We start from the raw sequence: 14,776 nt of genomic DNA, 5'->3' as shown, positions 1-14,776 counted from the left end.
GACGTGAAGTTGGTCGAAGCGCTCGATGACCGTTCCTCCTTTCGCCGCTTTTGCGGCATCCCGATTCGCTGCAGGAAGTCCCGAACCTGTCTTGCGCGTGCCAGCCGCTGAATCTCGACAAAGCGCTGCAGCAGCCCGTTGTATTTCGTTAGATGGAATGTTATGCCAGTGAATGAAACAGATCGGTAGCCATCACCATAAAGGCGTGGCGGCCGACATCAGGGAGAGCCGCGCATGAGTACACCTCCTCTTCAAGGCCCCCCCCTCGACCGGGATGCAGTGTATCGGCGGATTTTCTGGCGTCTGATGCCATTGCTCATCGCATGCTATTTCATCGCTAACATCGACCGCACCAATGTGGCTTACGCCAAGCTGCAGTTCCTCGATTCGCTGGGCTTCACCGAGACAGTGTATGGCATCGGCGCGGGCATCTTCTCGCTCGGCTACATCATGTTCGAGATTCCCAGCAACATGATGCTTAAGCGCGTTGGCATCCGCCAGACCTTGCTCCGCATCATGTTGCTGTGGGGCATGTTCTGCATCGCCCTGAGCTTGATGGCCGATGCTTGGCATTTCTATACCCTTCGCTTTTTGCTTGGCGCGGCGGAGGCCGGTTTCTTCCCCGGGGTCATGTATTTCCTCTACAAGTGGGTGCCTGCAGACAAGCGCGCCGGCGCAATGGCAATCCTAATGACCGCCACGGGCCTTTCCGGAGTGCTTGCTGGGCCAATTGCTGGCGTGGTCATAACCGGCCTCAATGGCTTTATGGGCCTTGAAGGCTGGCAATGGCTGTTCATCATGGAAGGCGTGCCAGCAGTCCTCTTCGGCATCACCGCCTACTTCTACCTCAACGAAACTCCGGGCGACGCCAAGTGGCTGACCCCTGAAGAAAGGCAGTTCGTAGTCGACGATGTAGGCCGCGGCAGCCAGCCCTCCGTAGAGGCGTCTGGCAAGACAAGCAGCTACCTCAACAGGGAGTTCATCGGGGTCCTGTGCGCATGCCTGGCGCTTATGGGCGGAACCACTGCGTTCATGATGTGGATGCCAACAATCATGCGCGGCTTCGGCATCGAATCGATCATGCTGATCGGATTCTACAGTTCCGGCCCGTTTGCGGTTGCAGTCATCTGCCAGCTGGCAAACGCGCGCCATTCTGATCGTCATGGCGAACGCACGCTGCATATCGTAATACCCCTTTCCATCGCCGCATGCGGCTGGCTGGCGCTGGCCTTCGGAGATTTCAGTCCGCTTCAGGCTATCGTGGCGCTGACCGTAATCGCTGCTGGTACCATGGCGGCATTCGGGCCGTTCTGGGCCATGCCACCATCAATCCTTCCGGCAGAGAAGCGGGCTGTCGGCATTGCGCTGGTTACCACCATTGGCGGGACAGCCTCATTTGTGCAGCCGATCGTTTTCGGTGCCGCCATCGACCGCTTCGGCCTTGGCTATGCACAAATGGGCAATGGCATCTTCATCGCGGTGTTCATCATCCTGTTCCTTGCCATCAGCCCGCGCCGGCCATCCGGCGCCAAACAAGCCGCGTGAGAAGCTAGGGGGAAGGCACGGTGGCTGAATTGCGCCTCTACCATCAGCCGGGCGGATGCTCCCGCGTCACTCTGGCCGCCCTGGAACATGTCGGGGCGGCCTACGAAGACCGGTTGGTCGATCTGGCAAGCGGTGAACAGCACTCAGCCGAATTCCTTGCGATAAATCCGCGTGGGAAAATCCCTGCGCTGGTGGTGGATGGCGAGCTTATTGCGGAGAATGCCGCAATCCTGCTGTGGATCCACCATCGCTGGCCCGATGCCGGGCTGTTACCTGCCTCCAGCGGCCTCGACGCGACCCGGCAACTGGCGGACCTGTTCTGGCTGTCCAGCTTCTGGCACCCGACAGTCCGCGCGATCCGCATGCCGATCCGCTGGACGACGGGCGCGCCGGAACCGGTCCAGGAACGCGGCAGCCTTCTGCTCGCAGAGCCCTTGGCCCGGATGGATCGTTTGCTTTGTGGCCAAACCTGGTGGTTCGGGGAAAGCTGGTCGATCTGCGATGTATATTTTTGCTGGATCTGCGGCATCGCGGAGGGAGGCGGATATCCGCTCGAGGGAATGAAGGGAATTGTCTTGCATCGGCAACGCACGATGGCCCATCCGGCTTTCAGGCAGGCGATCCTTCGGGAACAGGCTGCTCTGGCGAGGGGACAGGAATGACTCATCACCTCAAGCTCTTCCACGCCTATACTGCGTGTACCCGGGTGACCCTGACGGCTCTCGAGCACGTAGGAGCGGTCTATGATGATGAACTGCTCGACATGGCTCGCGGCGAACACCGTGCCCCGGAATTTCTCGCGGTAAATTCGCAAGGCAAAGTTCCCTCGCTGTTGGTCGACGGCGCTCTTCTGACAGAGAATGGAGCAATCCTTCGCTGGCTGGATTCGGAATATCCCAAGGCGGGACTGTTTCCTCGGACGGTCAGCGACATCGAGTATGCGCGCCAAACGGGCGACCTGTTCTGGTTGTCTTCCGGCTGGCACCCCTATGCGCGCGCGGTTAAGGTCCCCTCCTTGTGGACTACCGGAGACATTGCTCCGGTGCGCGAGCGTGGCACTCAACTGGTGACTGGCGTGGTGCGACAGCTTGAGCAGCGCCTCGCTGGCCAAGACTGGTGGTACGGGAGCGACTGGTCGATCATCGACACCTATCTTTGGTGGGCCTGCGTGAACGCAGAAATTGGTGGTTTCGACCTCTCTGCGTTCGGCGGCATTGCCGATTGGCGGGCACGAAACGAGGCCCATCCCTCGCTTGTCAGGGCGCTCGCCCGCGAACAGGCGGCGCTTCAGCGAAAGCGGAGCGAATACGCTTAAGAGAGCCAATATGCGGGAGGTTGGTGCGTTAGAATAGCTAGAGGAAGAGAATGGCGGAATTTCTTTTGAATGCCTGGTACGTGGCCGGATGGGCGAGCGAAATCGAACCGGGCGCTATCCTGGCGCGACGATTGCTGGACGAACGCATCGTACTGTTTCGAAAAGAAGATGGCAGCGTGGCAGCGCTGCACGGACTTTGTCCTCACCGCATGGTTTCGCTGGGGATGGGCAAGCTGGTCAACGGAGCAATTCAGTGCGGCTATCACGGCCACTCCTTCGACGAGAACGGTGTCTGCGTTCACAATCCGCAAGGCGCACCACCCAAGACCATGCGGGTCAGGCCCTACCCTGTGATCGAGCGACACAGCATGATCTGGATCTGGATGGACGAGGCAAGCCGGGCCGATCCTTCATTAATCCCGGATTTGAGCTTCCAGGACCCTGAAACCGCCTATGTCGGGAAGGGATATCTCCACGTCCGCGCGAGTTACATCCTGGAAATCGAAAACATCCTCGATCTCAGCCACATCGAGTTTCTGCACGCGACTACTCTTGGCAGCAGCGAGGTTTCACAGGGCGATTATTCGTGGCGCCAGGAAGGCGAGACAATTTGGTCGCAACGGGACATCATCGGCGAAGTCATGACTGATGAACTGGCCACCAGCATGGGCCGCGCAATCGGGGAAAAGGTCGATCGATGGCTGCACGTGCGCTGGAATGCACCGGCTAACCTTGTTCTGTTCACCGGCGTTGTCACCCATGGCCGACCAAAAGAAGAGGGGGTAGAGAACCCAACTGCCCACCTCTTCACCCCGGAAACGAAGAACAGCACACATTACTGGTTTTCGGTACCGATACCGAAGGCTGCCGGTCCACAGGGCGAAGCAACTGCACAAAAGAAGGCCGATTGGTTAAAAGGCCCGTTCACCGATGAAGACGTGGTTATGCTGGAAGAACAGCAGGAGAATATCGGCGACCGGGATTTGCGGACGCTGAAATTGGGCTGGCTCCCGGGTGACGCTGCTGGAGCCAGGGCACGCAATGTTCTTTACAGCAGGCTTGATGATGAGGCCGCTGAAGCGGCGGCAAATGTCAAGGCTTAGGGACCACTGCATTTTCGCCGATCTAGCGTCGGGGTAGCACAATTGGTTGACTTAGCTACTGCCCGCCACTAGTAAATTCCCCCTAAAGGGAATAAAATTTGCCATAGGTCAGGCATGGAGACAGACCGTGAAACTGGTACTTTTTGATCGCAAGCAAGGGGTCGAAGCTGGCCTGCTCACAGACGCCGGTGTCATACCCTTTGGTGACCTGCAGCCGCCCGGCGATGATGGCCAGTCGGTGATGCGAAAGGTCATCGACACATTTGACGAACTGCGCCCTGCCCTCGAGCGACTGTCCGAAATCGGAGAAGCAGTGCCGCTTGATCAAGTTCGTCTGCTGCCCCCACTTCCCCGGCCCGGAAAGATTCTGAATTGCATCGCAAACTATTGGGAACACGCCCAACGCGATGCGCGCCCCATCAACATGTTCATGAAGAACGCCGACGCAGTTATCGGACCGGGCGACACAATCGAACTGCCCGATTTCGACGAACCCTGGTGCTTCATGCACGAAGCCGAGTTGGCCGTGGTCGTCAAAGGACCGGCCAAGGCAGTTACCGAGGAGAACTGGCGTGACGCCGTGTTTGGCTACACCTGCGCAATCGATGTGACGGCTCGCGGCGAAGGCCGGATCACGTGGAAGAAGGGCAGTTGGCTGGGCAAATCCTTCGACACGTTCGCTCCGCTTGGCCCCTGCATCGTTACCGCAGACGAGATACCCGATCCAAACAACCTGTGGGTGCAATTCTGGAATAACGACGAATTGCGCCACAACTACAATACCGATGACATGGAACACCGGGTGCCGGCAATCATCGCCTTCATTACCAAAGTGATGACGATGAATTCAGGTGACGTGATCCTCACCGGTACCAACCATGAGGGCCTCGGCTTCCTGCAACACGGAGAGCGGGTGCGGATGAAGATCCATGGCATCGGCGAGATGGAACTCGACGTGGTCGATCCGCTTCGTCGCACGTGGGAGCGCGGAGTCTACATGGGCGAAGACTCGACCAATCACGAAGCCGTAAAACGGCATCGCCCGGAGCAAAGCGCTACGCTGCTTGGGAGTTCTGTCAGCAGCTAACCTGCTGCCTAGAATTGCCAAAGTTTCAGCGCGAACGGCGGGAGCTAGCGCAGGCTCCCGCCGTTCACACTTTGCCCACGCGCCTGCTATTGGCGCGACGGCAGCGGCGGATCAACATCAGGGGGCAGCTGCACATCATGGGCTGCAAGCGTCATCGCAACATTGGCATAGTGCCCGGCCAGAACAGTGAGTTCGACCACTTGCCTTGATCCGATATGCGCCTTCAGAGCATCATAGGTCGGGTCGGTAACCCGGTGATCGTGCATCAGTTCGGTCAGGTACTGGTAGACAGCCGCCTCATCGGCATTCTCGAAAGCTGGCCGCTCCCCCCTTCGCAGGGCCTCGACCACTTCGTGTGACAAGCCCTGCCTCAGTGCCGGGGCTTCATGGGCCCACCATTCGAACTGCGAGTCCCATTCGCGCGCAACGAACAGGATCGTTAGCTCCCACAAACGCCTGGAAAGGGTGCTCTTTTCCAGTGCGGTGAGAAGGTCGCTCCATCGAGTGGCAACTTCCGGCGTGATCATCAAGGCGATGCGCGGGCCGATCGGCGCACCGAAGAAATTAACCGCCTGATCATAGACGGCCCTCTGTTCTGGCGACATGTCGCACGGCAAGGGCAATTCGATCCGCGGGACCGGCTTAACTTGATCGCTACACATGATGTTTTCCTCAGCCTTGGCGGCAGACGATGCTGCCAGCGTAACGACAAACAGGATCGCCGCAGTCAGGCCATCAGGCAAGCGTGCGTACATCGCTTAGATCCTTGGATCCAACCTGCTCGGCGAAGGTCGAACCGCGCGGCTCGATCACCGGCAATGCCGCAAGAGCATTAACCACCTGACACTGGGTCGGCATCTGCTGCCAGGTCGAATGAAGGACCTCGACCGAACCCGTGCCGCGACGAAAACGTAACGTCTTCGTTGGCCCGCCGGCCGGAGTCATCGCCGCCGTCGAAACAGCGTGGTCGCCCAGCCTGTTAACCGCCGGAAAGTAACGATAGTGCAGCAACCCGTCGATTGCAGCAGGTGCCGGAGGCTCGGCATCCGTCAGGTCTTCAAGCGACATCCGCAAGAACTCATGGCCTTGCCAAGCGGCGGTATAGGTTCTGTTGCTGCCAGATATCACTGGCGGCGGCAGATCGGCAAACAGCTTTGAATAGCCCAGTTCGTCACGCCCGGTCAGGATGGCATCCGTCAGGTTTTCCCACAACACGGTGAGTAGCGGGCCCCGCACATGATCGACCTTGCCGTCATACCGGGCGGGGAAGCGCATTCCCAACGCATCATAACCGCGCCCTGCCAGCCATGGCACTTCGCGCAAAGCGAAATGCTCGAAAGTGACGACCGGTTCACCGTCGAGCGAGAAGCCGGGGGGCAGCAAGGCTTCGAGAGCTGCTGCATCTGTCAGGAAGCTGACCGATGCGACATCGCGGGGTGCAGTGGTCCAGTCATAGGGATTGCCGGCGGAATCGGCTCGCGGGCCCGTGCTTGGTCCGAAGAACACCGGCATCCGGTAGCGGCGGTTTTGTTCAAAGATCATGTCATTTCTCCGGCTCGCTCTGCTGGCTGCAATATCAATCGATCGCTTCGACCACGAACTTGCTCTGCAAGTACGCATCTATGCCTTCGGTCCCGCCTTCCTTGCCAAAGCCGCTGTCCCGGACGCCGCCGAACGGTGCCTCTGCCATCGATACAGCGAGGCTGTTCACACCCAGCATCCCGCATACCAAGTCGCCCGACAGGCGCTGCGCCGTCTTGAGCGAGGCGGTGAAGGCATAGGCAGACAGGCCGAGCGAGGAGTGCCGGGCGAGGCCCACTGCTTCCTCGTAAGTTGAAAAGGTCTGGATTGGGACGACTGGGCCGAATGGCTCCTCGTCAAGGATGAGGGCGCCCGCCGGCACGTCGGCCAACACTGTAGGTGCATAAAAGAAGCCAGTATCGCCAATGCGGTGGCCGCCGGTGACCACACGCGCGCCCTTGGATACGGCATCATCGACCAAGGCGCTTACAGCGGCAAGGCGGCGTGCCGAAATGAGCGGCCCCATCTCGCTGCCAGGCGCTGCCCCGTCACCTACCGTTAGCTTGCTCGCGGCAGCAGCAAACAGGGTGGTGAACTTTTCAGCGACGCTTTCGTGGACAATGTAGCGCGTTGGCGAAGAGCAGACCTGCCCGCAGGTGCGGAATTTGGTAGGAATAAGCTTTGCGATGGCGGATTCGATATCGGCATCTTCAAACACCAGCACCGGGGCATGGCCGCCCAGTTCGAGCGTTATGAGTTTAAGCTGCTGCGCTGCCAGGGTCGCAAGATGGCGTCCGACCCGAACCGAACCGGTGAAGGAAATCTTGCGGATTTCGGGAGCCGCGATCAAGGTTTCGGAGATCAGCGCCGGGTCGCCGTTGACAAGGTTTGCCACGCCATCAGGCAATCCACACGCTGTCAGCGCGGCGAGCAGGATCGCGGCGGCCGTAGGGGTTTCCTCGGCCGGCTTCACCGTGATCGTACATCCCGCAGCAAGCGCTGGCCCGACCTTTCGGCAAGCTGTTACCAGCGGCCAGTTCCACGGTGTGAGGCCAAGCGCGGGCCCGATAGGTTCGCGCACGACGATCTGCCGGACGCCCGGCATCTTCGCCGGAATGACCCGCCCATATGTGCGCCTCGCCTCTTCAGCATACCATTCGAGATAATCGCACGCCCAGTGGACCTCGGCCTGGGATTCGGCAAGGGTCTTGCCGTTCTCGCGAGTAATGAAATGCGCGATTGCTGCATCATTGGCGCGCAGGAGAGCTGACGCATTGCGCAAGATTGCGCCGCGTTCAACCGGCGATGTCTTTTTCCATGCGGCAAAGGCATCAGCGCTCACCCGAACGACCTCGGCGAGGTCTTCTGATGTTGCCGCGGGGATTTCACCAATGGTGTCGCCCGTTGCCGGATTGATAACCGGACGGAACGCACCGTCACTGCTTTTGCGCCAATGCGATCCGATCCGCAGCAGTGGAAATTCGTCAGGCGATGGCAATTTGAAATCAGGCATTTGGGTCCTCCCGAATTTTCCCCTTAAAGGGAATTATGTGGCAAAACAGGCCACAGTTCGAAGTTCTGGTGTCGCATCCTAATCAGTGGTCAAGCTGCGCGTGCAGGTTACGCGCGCAGGTTCATCCGAGGAAGTCCAGCAAGGCAGAACTGAAACCTTCGGCATCCTCAATGTTGGACAGGTGCGCCGCATTGACAATGGTCCAGTCGGCCCCGGCAATGGCGCCCGCGATCCCGGGTATGGAACTGGCTGGCGGGGTCGGGTCATGTTCACCGCCTACGACCCTTACCGGCCGGTCGATACGCGCCAGGTCAGGTCGAAGATCCATGTCGCGCAAAGCAGCGCAGCATCCTAGGTAGCCGGTCGGCGAGGTCGCGCGGAAACGGGCAGAGATATCGGCAATGACGGCGGGATTGCGCGCCGCAAATGCGGGGGAGAACCACCGCGCCACGACCATTTCGGTGATGGCGTCCATTCCCTTTTCAGCAACCAGCTTCATCCGCTCACCCCAAACAGCGCCGCCACCTGCAAACGGTGCGCAGTTGGCCACCAAGGCACGTCGGATTCTCCCTGCCGCATTGGCCGCAAGCCACAGGCCAGTCATCCCACCCATGGAAACCCCCGCAAAATTGAACGATTCCCAACCCTGCGCACGGCTTACGGCAAGCGCATCCTGAGCAAGAAGGGCAATCGAGTAATCACCTTGCGGACTGTCAGACTTGCCATGTCCTCGCGTATCGTAGCGCACCACACGGTACTTCCCTGCCAACGACGGGATCTGCGGATCCCACATCGTGAAGTCGGTGCCCAACGAGTTCGAAAGAAGCAGCGGAACACCATCCTCCGGGCCTTCTGCAACCACGTGAAGCATTGCTCCGTCGGCGGCAGGGATCATCGCTTCTGTACGCAAATTCTAATCTCCCTCGATATGAGCCACCAACTACATGATCCGCTGAATGGAATTAATGTCTCATTATACTTGATTTGCGTGTCCGGCAAGGCCACTGCGCCATGTTACGGAGAAAAACACCATGTGGACCGAGCAAAGCCCTATCCTGCATTTCCGCGTCGATGGAACCGGACCGAACGATACGCTCCTCCTTCACGAGATCGGAGGTTCGCTAGCAAGCTGGGACCGATTGGCCGAGCTGGCTCCTCCGCAATTCCGCTTGATCCGGTTTGACCAGCGCGGGTTCGGCTTGTCCGAAAAGCCGCACACAGAATATGGTCTCGACGAATTGCAACGGGATGCCAGCATGGTCCTAGAAGCGGCCAATGTGCTGGGCCGATTTGTGATATGTGCCGCAGCTGGGTCGAGCGCCCTTGCGATCCGCCTCGCGCTTGAAATGCCCGATCGAGTGCAAGGCCTCGTCCTGTGCTCACCTACCCTGGCGATGGACGAAACCACCCGTGCCCTCACGAAGGATCGCGCGGCGTTGGTCATCGCCCAAGGCATGGCCGGTATCGCTGACCTAGCGATGGAGCGAATGTTCCCTTTGCCCATGCGCGATGAAGGATTTGCGGATTACCGCCATCGGTTCCTGGCCAACGACCCGGTGGGCTTTGGCTTAGCCAATCTGGCGCTGGCAAAAATGGACCTGCCGCTCGAAAAGGTGAATTGCCCGGTGCAAGTTCTTGCCGGGCGGCACGACATCAGACCACCTGAACTGGTGGCACAGGCAGCCGAACGCTTCCCTCATTACGAATTCCGGATCGTCGAGGATGGAGCGCATGTCCTTCCGGTACAGGCGCCCGGGGCGATCCTGCACGCGCTTGCCTGCATCCTCGCCTAACCAGGGCCCACCCAATTCGCCGACAGGTCAAAGCCGCGGCCTGACGCCCACGTACTTGTCCATGCCGATGACAAAGCGTGAAAAGCGCTTGGCACCGTCCACGCCACGCTAGGAGATCGGCCGAATAGATAACCGTTGCCTCGAGCGTCAGCATATCGTCACGGGCAACAGTAACAATGCCATAGGCAATGGCGGTGGCCGATGACTGGCCCATGCGATCGATCACCACATTGCTTATCGCATGGCGGCGCTAATCACCCTTTTGCAGCAGGGCCCGTGTCACGCCGGCAACGATGGCGTCCCGGCCAAGCAGCGAAACTTGCGCCGCCGAAGAACCCTCCGTCACCATGTAGCTGGCATCATCGGTAAACAGCGTTGCGATAACGTGGGTCTGCCCTTCATCATAAGCGATGCACCATCGCGCGAAAGCTTCCATGATCGCGAGCCAGTCTTGCGGAGCGTCATGAACAAGTCGCGTGCCATTCTCCTGCAACTTTACGAGGCCCGCCCGGTGCGCCCAGGCTTGCGGCAAGTCTGCGGCGGCAACTGAACGCGGCGCAGGCCACGGCCATGGAGAGACGCCTCAAGCCCCTTCCCCACCCTTGCAGCATGTCCCTGCCATCAGCCTTTCGGCATTGCCGAGAATCTGCGCGATCACATCGTCCGGGAGGCGGCTGTCACGGATGTTGTCGAAAGTCTGCTTGTAGCTTTCGTGCCGAAGAAGCACGGGGTAGTCGCTTCCGGTCACGATCTGCTCTGCGCCGAAGGCCTCGACCGCGGCCAGCAAGGCTGCTCGTGACCCCCACCCGACCGTATCGTAGTAGAAACGCCGAGCCGTCACGCTCGGTTTCTCGGCAAGACCATCATGCGGCATCTGTCCATCCAGCCGGTTGAGGAGCATCGGCAGGATTCCACCGAAATGCGGGACGATAAACCTCACATCCGGAAAGCGGCCCGGGATTCCCGCGGCGATCAAGTGCATTGCAGCAACGCTGTCTTCCATCGAAGCGCCTGCGCAGATCGTCAGTCCCCAGTCGTTTACCTGCGGGCTGCATATCCCGTTCTGGCAGGGGTGCAGGAAGACGATCCCCTTGCGCCGATCAAGTTCTTCATAAAGTGGCTCGAACGCCGGGCTGGCGATACTCTCGCCCAGGCAGAAACATCCCAAAACGACGCCAACAGCGCCCAGTTCATCCAGTCCCCGCGCCATTTCGACCAGCGAGGCCTCCACATGGGGTAGCGGCAGCGAGACCCAGAAGGACAACAAGTCCGGGTTGGCCCAGGATGCAGCCGCAAGGCTGTCGTTGACAAGGCGCGCTGCAGCAACTGCTTGCACCTCTTCCTCGGCATAAGGTGCCGTGGTCGGGGACAGGATCTGGCGCGAAACGCCAGCCTGTGCCATTTGCTCGAAGCGCACATCCAGGGTATGGACATCAGGGTGTCCTGTGAAGCGGTTCTCGAATGATCCGCCTAGCCCATCTGAGATCGCGAGATAGGCCTCCGGCGTCAGATGTGCGTGCACGTCGACAATCATGGCATTCCTCCCCAAAGTTATGCATTATCATTGCTGCTGAAAGGCTTGGCATTGAACTGCTTGTACAATTGTTGCACTCGCTGCACGAGTGCGGTCGAAATTCGAGAAGATGAGGACTGAATGACAGAAAAGGCTCCGGCCACCAAAGCCAATCGGAAGGCCGGTGGCCGCAAGCAGGGTCGGCCGATAAGTGCGGAAGACGGGGTCGGCCGTCGTGCGATCATCAACGCTGCTTGCGATCTCATCCGCACCATGTCACCCGACAAAGTCACGCGGGCGGAAGTGGCAAGACACGCCAATGTCGCGCCCAGGCTTATTCATTACTATTTCAAGGACCGGCCAAGCCTGCTTCAGGCAACTGCTGGTGCCCTGTCCGACCTCTTCCAGCGACAAGCCGGAGCCGCTGTCCGCGACGATGATCCGCCCGAAGCGCAGATGAAAGCCCGCATTCATGCGTTTCTGCGGTTTCAGCTTGAATACCCTTACTTCCATCGCCTCGTGACCGAAGAAATCGTTGGCGGCGAAGGGACTTCCCAGTCTGTGCTGCAAACCATGAGCTTGAGGGGCTTAGCTGGATATGCGCGGATAGTCGACAAAGGCGTACAGCAAGGCACAATGCGCCCGGTGGATGCCTCGCTGCTCTACCTCGCCATCATTGGCATAGTCGAACTTGCCGCATCTGGACGACCGATCCTCCGCGAACTGGGGCATGCCGTTCCGGATGACCCCGGGTACATCGAACTTTACAGCGATTTTATCACTGACCTCCTTTTCAACGGCCTGCGCGCTCCGCAAGCCTGACAGGGTCAACGCAGGGGCGAACATGCCAAAGGCAGCCACAGATCGCACGCCTCGGCGGCAAGGCTGGGATAGAGCCCTTCCAGCACAGGGGCCATGCCTGCGTTGACTTTAAGAGCCTGGTTGACGCGATCGCGTTCGGCAGCGTTGCAAAAGGCCGTGAAGGTAAAGGTCCGATCACCAGAGCCGGTATCAGCTGCGAATTGGGCAAGCACCTGTTCCCCGGCCTTGGCGCGCAGCCGCAGTTCGCTACCACCCGCAACTGTCAGGAAGCTGCTCGCCTTTCCGGGGTAGAACTGGCGCGACCGCAGTTGGAACAGGCGATCATCCATAGCCGGGTTCAGGGCAAGGTCCCGCAATTCCCGGATCGTGGTTATCGGGGAAATGCCAGTCGGCCGGATGATGGTGTTCTCCTGCATGCTGATGGCAGAGGCCGCCTCACGAATGAAATCCAGCCATGCGGGATCGGCCCGCAACCCCCTGCGGCATTCATCGCGATGATCATTATCTTCGTAGGCGAACAGTTGCAGCGTGCGATTGGCCACGCCGCTGCAGGAAATGAAGACACCACTCATATAGCCAAGATGCTGCGCAACAACGGCGTGGCCCGTTTCCGCATAGGCCTTCACGAAACCCGCAAATTGCGCGGGAACGTAGGTGTAGACTCTCATGTCAATGATCACCGCTCGATCCTCCCGGCCCTTCTTGGCTGGCCCAAGCATTGGTCAATCCATCAGCGTCAGATCGGCGTGGCGAGCGTTTCGAGCATCTGCCGCCTGATCCCCGCATGGTCCGCTGCAGGATCATGGGTAAGTTCCCATTCGCCGATCATCAGGGATGCTTCGACCACGAATTTGCACCGCTCGTAGCGGCGCTCCATGTAGTTCCGGTAGAGCGTTTCCAGCGGCTGGTCGCGGCCGACCTCCTCGGCCATGACAACGGCGTCCTCGATGGCCTGGGCAGCCCCCTGCCCGAGGTGGGGGCTAGTCGCATGGACCGCATCGCCCAATAGCACGACACGGCCCTTGAACCAAGGCTTGGGCAGGAAGATCGCTTCGAGTGGCCGGTAAACGACCAGGTCGCTTTCGGTAATGTAATGATCGCGTGCCTCGCCCACGACCCCACCGAATCCCTCGAGCCGTTGCCGCATCAAACCGGCCAACTGATCCTGCGGCAACATCGGATTGCCGGGCTCCGCCGTTACCAACAGGATGTACATCGTCTCCTCGGTCAAAGGAACGAAGCCCGCCTTGCAGTCCTTGCCGATATAGAGCGCGGCGACATCAAGGCCTTTTGGCCGCGGGACGTTGTACCGCCAAACACCCTGACCGGTGAACCGCGGTTTGAACGCCTCGCCGAACAGGGTACTGCGGACACTCGAATTGATGCCATCGGCACCGATGACGAGATCGTAATCCCTAGTCTCACCGTCGGTAAAGCTGACGCGAACAGTGTCGCCGTGATCCTCAATCGCCGTGAACGTGACACCTAGGCGCACATCGCAGCGCTCTTTGGTGACGCCATCTGTAAGGACCTTGTGCAGAGCAGGTCTGCCCATACCAAGATCTGAAGGATATTCTTCGCCCGCGATGCGCGGTCCCTGAACATGCGAAAGCACATTGCCTTGCGCATCGCACATCTGCACGCCGCGGTATGGGAAGCCCGCTTCGACTATCTGGTCGGCCAGCCCGATATGCTTCATCGCCCGAATGGTATTGGCCTGGATAATGATCCCGACATGATAGACCTTAAAGCTGGTCTGGAGTTCAACAAGGTCGACTTCTATGCCTTGCTGACGAAATGCGATTGCCGCCGTCAATCCGCCAATCCCCCCGCCGATGATCAGAACCTTGCGAACAGACACGTTTTCTCCCCCTTTCATTATGATTATCGCAGCATCAGGCCGCAACGAAATCGCGATCCGACCAAATCGCAGTCATGTCCGGCGAGAAGTCGAACTCTCCCGGAACCCAGTTTTCGTCGACGTGATCCACATCGCAGGTGTATTCGAGATTGCCGCCCAGCGGAGACTTGATGTACCAGAAATAGTTGGAGCCCAGCTTATGACGGCCCGGCCCCCAATAGGATTTCCAGCCCTTATTCTGCATGGCTGTTCCGCCCAGCATTACCTCGTGGAAGTCTGTCACATACAGTGCCACATGATTTAGGCCATTTGCCGCGCGGCGCACAGTGAACAGGCTGTGGTGTTCGAGCGCGATCGGAGTGCGCAGGAATGCGCCCGCCTCTTTGAAGCTGTCCGATACGATGTAGCCAAGCCGCTCGGTATAGAAGGCCCGCTGCGATGCTTCGTCGGCGCAATTGATAACCACATGAGCAATGCCGATGGGGCGAACCGACGCTTCGAACGGGATGCGGCGATTGACTGGGCGCTGGGCGTGGCCGGGTACATTGGCCAGAGGTAATACAGGGTTGTATGGCGCCTTACGGGCAACCTGAAACGCCAGTGCAAGGCCGCCATTGTCGTGGCTGTGCACCCTACCTTCGGCCACTGTGACCTTCCGGTCTCGGGCAAGCTCTGCAGCGATCTGGTCAAGCGTTTCCTGGTC

The 14,776-nt window shown here is 59.4% G+C and carries 17 protein-coding genes; 8 read left to right on the top strand and 9 right to left on the bottom strand.

From position 1 onward, the window contains the following. The first annotated feature begins 3 nt into the window (after positions 1 to 3). The 6 genes from IP81_RS21650 (at position 4) to IP81_RS06670 (ending at position 5,050) form a co-directional block, all read left to right on the top strand. Complete coding sequence (locus IP81_RS21650) at positions 4 to 111, top strand: hypothetical protein (protein WP_369800716.1); 108 nt, start codon at positions 4 to 6, stop codon at positions 109 to 111. 123 nt (positions 112 to 234) lie between these two features. Next, the gene (locus tag IP81_RS06690; protein ID WP_082356026.1) at positions 235 to 1,545 is read left to right on the top strand and encodes an MFS transporter; all 1,311 of its coding nucleotides are present in this window, start codon (positions 235 to 237) and stop codon (positions 1,543 to 1,545) included. 20 nt (positions 1,546 to 1,565) lie between these two features. Then, positions 1,566 to 2,207, top strand: a complete 642-nt coding sequence (locus tag IP81_RS06685) for a glutathione S-transferase family protein (RefSeq protein WP_054107220.1) — start codon at positions 1,566 to 1,568, stop codon at positions 2,205 to 2,207. Then, on the top strand, positions 2,204 to 2,860 hold the full coding sequence (locus IP81_RS06680; RefSeq protein WP_054107219.1) for a glutathione S-transferase family protein: 657 nt from the start codon (positions 2,204 to 2,206) through the stop codon (positions 2,858 to 2,860). Before IP81_RS06685 ends, IP81_RS06680 begins: the two co-directional genes overlap by 4 nt. A 50-nt stretch (positions 2,861 to 2,910) precedes the next feature. Further along, complete coding sequence (locus tag IP81_RS06675) at positions 2,911 to 3,963, top strand: aromatic ring-hydroxylating dioxygenase subunit alpha (RefSeq protein WP_054107218.1); 1,053 nt, start codon at positions 2,911 to 2,913, stop codon at positions 3,961 to 3,963. A gap of 127 nt (positions 3,964 to 4,090) precedes the next feature. Further along, on the top strand, positions 4,091 to 5,050 hold the full coding sequence (locus tag IP81_RS06670; protein WP_054107217.1) for a fumarylacetoacetate hydrolase family protein: 960 nt from the start codon (positions 4,091 to 4,093) through the stop codon (positions 5,048 to 5,050). Between the two features lie 86 nt (positions 5,051 to 5,136). Here IP81_RS06670 and IP81_RS06665 read toward each other — a convergent pair whose 3' ends face one another. From IP81_RS06665 to pcaD, 4 genes are all read right to left on the bottom strand, one after another. After that, positions 5,137 to 5,805, bottom strand: a complete 669-nt coding sequence (locus IP81_RS06665; protein WP_054107216.1) for a carboxymuconolactone decarboxylase family protein — start codon at positions 5,803 to 5,805, stop codon at positions 5,137 to 5,139. Then, on the bottom strand, positions 5,786 to 6,592 hold the full coding sequence (locus tag IP81_RS06660) for an acetoacetate decarboxylase family protein (RefSeq protein WP_054107215.1): 807 nt from the start codon (positions 6,590 to 6,592) through the stop codon (positions 5,786 to 5,788). The genes IP81_RS06665 and IP81_RS06660 overlap by 20 nt, the downstream gene beginning before the upstream one ends. Before the next feature lie 34 nt (positions 6,593 to 6,626). Further along, complete coding sequence (locus tag IP81_RS06655) at positions 6,627 to 8,084, bottom strand: NAD-dependent succinate-semialdehyde dehydrogenase (protein WP_054107214.1); 1,458 nt, start codon at positions 8,082 to 8,084, stop codon at positions 6,627 to 6,629. A 121-nt stretch (positions 8,085 to 8,205) separates the two neighbouring features. Beyond that, positions 8,206 to 8,994, bottom strand: coding sequence for a 3-oxoadipate enol-lactonase (pcaD, locus tag IP81_RS06650; protein ID WP_157573110.1), 789 nt, complete (start codon positions 8,992 to 8,994; stop codon positions 8,206 to 8,208). 121 nt (positions 8,995 to 9,115) lie between these two features. Between pcaD and IP81_RS06645 the strand changes: the two genes are divergently transcribed. Beyond that, complete coding sequence (locus tag IP81_RS06645; RefSeq protein WP_054107212.1) at positions 9,116 to 9,877, top strand: alpha/beta fold hydrolase; 762 nt, start codon at positions 9,116 to 9,118, stop codon at positions 9,875 to 9,877. Positions 9,878 to 10,127: 250 nt separating this feature from the next. Here the strand turns inward: IP81_RS06645 and IP81_RS06640 are convergent, their stop codons facing one another. After that, on the bottom strand, positions 10,128 to 10,409 hold the full coding sequence (locus IP81_RS06640) for a nuclear transport factor 2 family protein (RefSeq protein WP_054107211.1): 282 nt from the start codon (positions 10,407 to 10,409) through the stop codon (positions 10,128 to 10,130). 51 nt (positions 10,410 to 10,460) lie between these two features. Beyond that, a complete protein-coding gene (locus tag IP81_RS06635; RefSeq protein ID WP_054107210.1) occupies positions 10,461 to 11,411 on the bottom strand; it encodes an amidohydrolase family protein in 951 nt (316 codons plus the stop codon). Between the two features lie 120 nt (positions 11,412 to 11,531). Here IP81_RS06635 and IP81_RS06630 point away from each other — a divergent pair, with 120 nt between their 5' ends. Further along, entirely contained in the window at positions 11,532 to 12,212 is a 681-nt protein-coding gene (locus IP81_RS06630; protein ID WP_054107209.1) for a TetR/AcrR family transcriptional regulator, read from the top strand. Positions 12,213 to 12,217: 5 nt separating this feature from the next. On the opposite strand, the gene IP81_RS06625 is transcribed toward IP81_RS06630, so the two are convergent. The 3 genes from IP81_RS06625 to IP81_RS06615 all read right to left on the bottom strand — a co-directional run. After that, positions 12,218 to 12,880 (bottom strand): NIPSNAP family protein, encoded by a 663-nt coding sequence (locus IP81_RS06625; RefSeq protein ID WP_197274555.1) that lies wholly within the window; start codon positions 12,878 to 12,880, stop codon positions 12,218 to 12,220. A gap of 68 nt (positions 12,881 to 12,948) precedes the next feature. Beyond that, a complete protein-coding gene (locus IP81_RS06620) occupies positions 12,949 to 14,073 on the bottom strand; it encodes an FAD-dependent oxidoreductase (RefSeq protein WP_197274554.1) in 1,125 nt (374 codons plus the stop codon). A gap of 34 nt (positions 14,074 to 14,107) precedes the next feature. Next, positions 14,108 to 14,776: VOC family protein (locus IP81_RS06615; RefSeq protein WP_054107206.1), on the bottom strand; the 669-nt coding region annotated here is incomplete at its 5' end.

It is taken from the genome of Novosphingobium sp. AAP83 (assembly GCF_001295795.1).
GTDB lineage: Bacteria > Pseudomonadota > Alphaproteobacteria > Sphingomonadales > Sphingomonadaceae > Novosphingobium.
This window is presented reverse-complemented; position numbering and strand designations above follow the sequence as displayed.